The 5,379-nt window shown below is 35.5% G+C and carries 7 protein-coding genes and 1 pseudogene; all 8 read left to right on the forward strand.

Going from position 1 to position 5,379, the window contains the following annotated elements; genetic code table 11:
* Positions 1–383: 383 nt before the first annotated feature.
* A complete protein-coding gene (locus AC30RD_RS05915; protein WP_489493421.1) occupies positions 384–941 on the forward strand; it encodes a pyruvate flavodoxin oxidoreductase subunit gamma in 558 nt (185 codons plus the stop codon).
* A 10-nt stretch (positions 942–951) separates the two neighbouring features.
* Positions 952–1,362, forward strand: coding sequence for a 4Fe-4S dicluster-binding protein (locus AC30RD_RS05920; RefSeq protein ID WP_489493422.1), 411 nt, complete (start codon positions 952–954; stop codon positions 1,360–1,362).
* A 3-nt stretch (positions 1,363–1,365) separates the two neighbouring features.
* Entirely contained in the window at positions 1,366–2,583 is a 1,218-nt protein-coding gene (locus AC30RD_RS05925) for a 2-oxoacid:ferredoxin oxidoreductase subunit alpha (protein ID WP_489493424.1), read from the forward strand.
* Between the two features lie 18 nt (positions 2,584–2,601).
* Entirely contained in the window at positions 2,602–3,600 is a 999-nt protein-coding gene (locus AC30RD_RS05930) for a thiamine pyrophosphate-dependent enzyme (RefSeq protein ID WP_489493425.1), read from the forward strand.
* Positions 3,601–3,727: 127 nt separating this feature from the next.
* Positions 3,728–4,276 carry an S-ribosylhomocysteine lyase gene (gene luxS, locus AC30RD_RS05935; protein ID WP_489493426.1) on the forward strand — a complete coding sequence of 183 codons (549 nt, stop codon included), beginning with the start codon at positions 3,728–3,730 and terminating at the stop codon, positions 4,274–4,276.
* Positions 4,277–4,280: 4 nt separating this feature from the next.
* On the forward strand, positions 4,281–4,574 hold the full coding sequence (locus AC30RD_RS05940) for a hypothetical protein (RefSeq protein ID WP_489493427.1): 294 nt from the start codon (positions 4,281–4,283) through the stop codon (positions 4,572–4,574).
* Between the two features lie 8 nt (positions 4,575–4,582).
* Positions 4,583–4,933, forward strand: a complete 351-nt coding sequence (gene arsC, locus AC30RD_RS05945) for an arsenate reductase (glutaredoxin) (RefSeq protein WP_489493428.1) — start codon at positions 4,583–4,585, stop codon at positions 4,931–4,933.
* Positions 4,920–5,379: pseudogene (locus tag AC30RD_RS05950) on the forward strand (tRNA (5-methylaminomethyl-2-thiouridine)(34)-methyltransferase MnmD); the annotation flags it as partial. The gene arsC and the pseudogene AC30RD_RS05950, both read left to right, overlap by 14 nt.

Consider the following 5,379-nt stretch of genomic DNA (forward strand, 5'->3'; position numbering starts at 1 on the left):
AAGCAGTTTGCCTCTTAAAGCCTAACGGCTTTACCCTCGCTCACTTTCTCACTTTCTAACTAAACTACTCAACAACTTAACTATTTTAACCATTTTAACCAAATTAGACATTGGACATTGGTAAATGGGAATTTGGAATTGGTAATTTGTAATTGAGCCCTCTTAACATCTTACCCCCTTCTCCCCTTACCCCCTTACCTCCTTACCTCCTTCTCCCTTCTCCCTTCTCCCTTCTCCCTTCTCCCTTCTCCCTTCTCCCTAACTACTTAACTACCCAACCATTTTAACTATTTTAACCAACTCACTATTATTCATAATAAAGCCTTATTTAAGAACAAAATGATTACAATAAGCAACAAACTATGTATACTTGAGGAGTAATTATGTTGGAAATAAGATGGCATAGCCGCGCTGGACAGGGGGCTGTAACAGGTGCTAAAGGTTTGGCTGACGTTGTAGCAAACACGGGAAAATATGTGCAAGCTTTTGCCTTTTACGGTTCTGCTAAACGTGGTGCCGCGATGACAGCTTATAATAGAGTAGACGATAAACCGATATTAAATCATGAAAAATTTATGAGACCGGACTACGTTTTGGTAATAGACCCAGGTCTTACATATACCGCAGATATTACCGCAAATGAAAAAGAAACAACAAAATATATTATAACTACACATTTAACTAAAGAAGAACTTATAAAAGCTCAGCCAAAACTTGAAGGAAAAGAGGTTTATGTTGTTGACTGTATGCAGATCTCTTTGGATACCATCGGAAGAGCAATACCAAATACGCCAATGCTCGGCGCGCTAATGAAAGTTTCTGGTATGTTTGATCTAAAATATTTTCAGGATGCTATGGAAAAGGTTTTATCTAAATTCCCTCAAAAAATTATTGATGCTAATATGGCTGCGATAGAGAGAGCCTACAACGAAGTTAAATAAAGGATAGAAAATGGCAAAAGATATTAAAGATTTAGGGTGGAACGAGCTAATTCCTGGAGCGGCGCTTTTTTCATTTACGGAAGAAGTTGAAAATGTAGCTTATATAAAACCAGAGGATAGACCCTACGCCCCTACAAACTCTCATGAATATAGCGTAGGTGACTGGAGAGTTGAAAAACCGGTATTTAATAGAGATCTTTGTATTGATTGTCAATTTTGCTGGGTATTTTGCCCAGATATTGCGATCTTAAGTAGAGATAAAAAGATGATAGGAATAATGTATGATCCATGTAAAGGTTGCGGTATTTGTGTGGAAGTATGTCCTACAAATCCAAAATCGCTACTAATGTTCCCAGAGCATATGGAAAATGAAGAGGCGTTAAAAAACTGGCCTAAAAAAGAAGAAAAGAAAAAGGATTAAAAGATGGCAAAAAAGTATGAGTTAAACGAAGTGGAGGTTTGGGACGGCAATATGGCCGCGGCTCAGGCTCTAAGACAAGCTCAGGTTGACGTAGTTGCGGCATATCCGATCACTCCATCAACTCCAATAGTTCAAAATTATTCAAAATTTTTGGCGGATGGATACGTTGATGGAGATTTTATTATGGTTGAGAGCGAACACTCGGCAATGAGCGGTTGTGTTGCCGCAAGCGCTGCTGGAGCTAGAGCGGCTACTGCTACAAGTTCTCAAGGTTTTGCTTTGATGGTAGAGGTATTGTATCAAGCAAGCGGTATGAGACTTCCTATAGTATTAACGGTTGTTAATAGGGCTTTAGCGGCTCCATTAAACGTTAACGGCGATCACTCTGATATGTATTTAGGAAGAGATGCTGGTTGGATAAATCTATGTTCATACAACCCTCAAGAGGCTTATGATTTGACATTGATGGCTTTTAAAATAGGTGAAGATTTAGATGTTAGACTTCCTGTTATGGTGCATCAAGACGGATTTTTATGTTCTCATACAGCGCAAAACGTTAAACCTCTTCAAGATGAGGTAGCAGCGGAGTTTGTAGGCGAATATAACCCGGTAAATACGATGCTTGATGTATCAAATCCGGTAACTCACGGTGTTCAAACTGAGGAAGATTGGCATTTTGAGCATAAAGCAAGACAACATAACGATCTTATGAACTCTACTAAAGTCATAAAAAGAGTATTTGAAGAGTTTAAAGATTTAACAGGTAGAGAATACGATTTTGTTTATAAATATAAAATGGATGATGCAGATATTGCTATATTTGCCCTTGGAACAACAGTTGAATCGGCGATAATCGCTGCAGATAAAATGAGAGAAAAAGGTGTAAAAGCCGGAGTTGTTAGTTTAAGAGTATTTAGACCTTTTCCATTTGAAGAGATTCAAGAGGCTTTATCAAATATTAAAGCGTTGGCGGTAATGGATAGAAGCGCGCCAGGCGGAACTTTTGGTGCGATGTTTAACGAGATAAGCGCTGCAATGTTTGCTGCTAATAACTCACCTGTTATATTAAATTATATTTATGGGCTTGGCGGTAGAGATACTACGATAGATCATTTGCTCGATGTTTATAATCAATTAGACGAGTGTGCAAAAGCCGGCAAAGCCGTATATCCGTTACAGCAGTTTTTAGGACTTAGAGGTCCAAAACTTAGTTTTTTCTAAGATTTCAAGGAGAAAAAAATGACTAAAAAGATAAAAAACTTAAAAGAGTTTTCTCTATCAAACGATAGGTATGAGGGCGGGAACCTTATGTGTCCCGGATGTTCTCACAATATTATAGTAAGAGAAGTTTTAAACGCTACAAACGATCCCGTTATCGTAGCAACCGCTACTGGATGTTTGGAAGTTTGCACAGCGGTATATCCAAGAACCAGCTGGGACGTTAGTTGGATACATATAGGTTTTGAAAACGCTGCCGTTGCTATAGCTACCGCAAGTGCGGCATACGAAATTTTAAAAAGAAAAGGAAGACTTCCTAAAGCCACTCAAAAAATGGTTGATGAAGGAAGAGAGCCAAAATTTGTTGCATTTGGTGGTGATGGCGGAACCTATGATATAGGGTTTCAAAGTTTAAGTGGCGCTTTTGAGAGAGGGCATAATTTTATGTATGTTTGCTTGGATAATGAAGTATACGCAAATACCGGAGGTCAAAGAAGCTCTTCTACCCCTATAGGAGCAAGCACTACTACAAGTCCTGCCGGGACTGTAAGTTATGGTGAAAAGATGATGAAAAAAAGTATGGTTGAGATTATGGCTGACCATGGAGCCCCTTATGTTGCGCAGGTTAGCCCTTCTAAATGGAAAGATTTGGTTAAGAAGATTCAAAAAGGGTTTGAGGTTAAAGGTCCGGTATATATAAACGCTCAAAGCGCATGTACCACAGAATGGAAACATGCTCCCGAAGATACGATAGAGGTTAGCGATCTTGGGGTAGAAAGCTGTGTATGGCCTCTATATGAAATAATAAACGAAAGAGACGAACACGGGATTATTTATAGTACAAAGCTAAATATTACATATAGACCTAAAAATAAAATTCCAGTCGAAGAGTATCTTGCAGCTCAGCCAAGATTTAGACATCTTTTTAAACCAGAAAATAGACACATAATAGATCTATGGCAAAAAGCTGTAGATACAAGATGGGAAAATCTTCAAAGAAGAGAAGAGGCTGGAGTATAAGGTCAAATCGCTTTTGCGATTTGCCTTTTTAACTGCTTTTTAAATCTATTTATAACACTTACTTCAAATTTTTAACCTCTTTTTATTTATGCTAAAATATCAAAAATTATAATTTACAAGGATAGAAATGCCATTACTTGAGAGTTTTATGGTTGATCATACAAAAATGACAGCGCCTGCTGTTAGAGTAGCAAAAGATATGAAAACCCCAAACGGCGATGATATTAGGGTATATGATCTTAGATTTTGTAAACCAAACAAAGAGATTATGAGCGAAAAAGCTACTCATACTTTAGAACATCTATTTGCTGGATTTATGAGAGATCATTTAAATAGCGAAAATGTTGAAATAATAGATATCTCTCCGATGGGTTGTAGAACAGGCTTTTATATGAGTGTTATCGGCAAACCCGATGAGATTGATGTGGCTCTTGCTTGGGAGAAAAGTATGAGAGATATTTTAAAATTAAAAGATATAAAAGAGATTCCAGAACTCAATATTTATCAATGCGGAAGTTGCTATATGCACTCGTTAGATGGAGCTCAAAAAATAGCAAAACATATTATAGAAAACGGAATAAAAATTATGAATAATAGTGAGCTTTTATTAGATCTAAAAAGTATCGATATTCATAAGTGCGATGTAAATTTAGATGAGATAAAAGTTATAGGATAAATTGATGATAGTTGTTATTCCGGTAGATAGTAACGATTTTGAAGAGGCAAAAATAACTCCTATTAAAGAAGCCAAATTTTTTGTTTTTTTGGATACTAAAGAGGGAAAAATAAAAAATTGGGAGTTTAAAAAAGATTATAAAAATGATATATTTGATTATATGGTAGTAATGGATAAAAATGAGAATTTAGAAGATGTCTTTGAGCTCGGAGCAAGAGCGTTACTTGGTAGAAAAAATATGTATATAGATGATATTGTAGAAGCATTAATGTTTGCAGAACTTGATGAGATTGTCTAAGGTGAAAAATGGCAAAATATATTATTTGGCACAATCCAAGATGCGCAAAAAGTAGAGAAGGTTTGAAGATTGTGGAAGGAGTGGAAGTCGAAATTAGAAAATATTTGGATAATCCACCAACTTGCGAAGAGTTAAAAGATATTTTAAAAAAGCTTGGAATGAAACCTAGTGAACTTGTTAGAAAAAAAGAGAAGCTTTTTAAAGAGCTTGGATTAAAAGATGCAGATGAAGATAAGATTTTAAAAGCTATGTGCGAATATCCAAAATTGATCGAAAGACCTATATTGATAAAAGGAGATAAAGCAGCTCTTGGAAGAGTGCCTCAAAATTTTAAAGAGTTGATAGATGAGACTGATTAAAAGTGCGGATGGAACATATACCGCATATAACGAAAATTTTGACGAATGTTACCACAATGTAAAAGATGGTGCTTTAAAGGAGTCGTTAAAAAAACATATTGAGGTTGCTTTTAAGCTTATAGAAAATAGGGAAAAAATCTCTATTTTAGATATCTGTTTTGGGCTTGGATATAATACTTTATCTACTCTTTTTTATATGAGAGAGAAAAAAATCGATAAAAAACTTTATATTGTCTCCCCAGAAATGGATATAAAGCTAATACAAAGTTTAAAAGATTTTTCTTATCCAGATGAATTTAAGCCTTTTTTGCACATAATAAAAGAAATTTCAAAAAATTTTTATTATGAAGATGATAACCTAAAAATAGAGATAAAAATAGGCGACGCAAGAGATATAATAAAGGATTTAAATATTAAATTTGATATAGTTTATCAAGATCCATTTA

The organism is Nitrosophilus sp. (genome assembly GCF_982775275.1).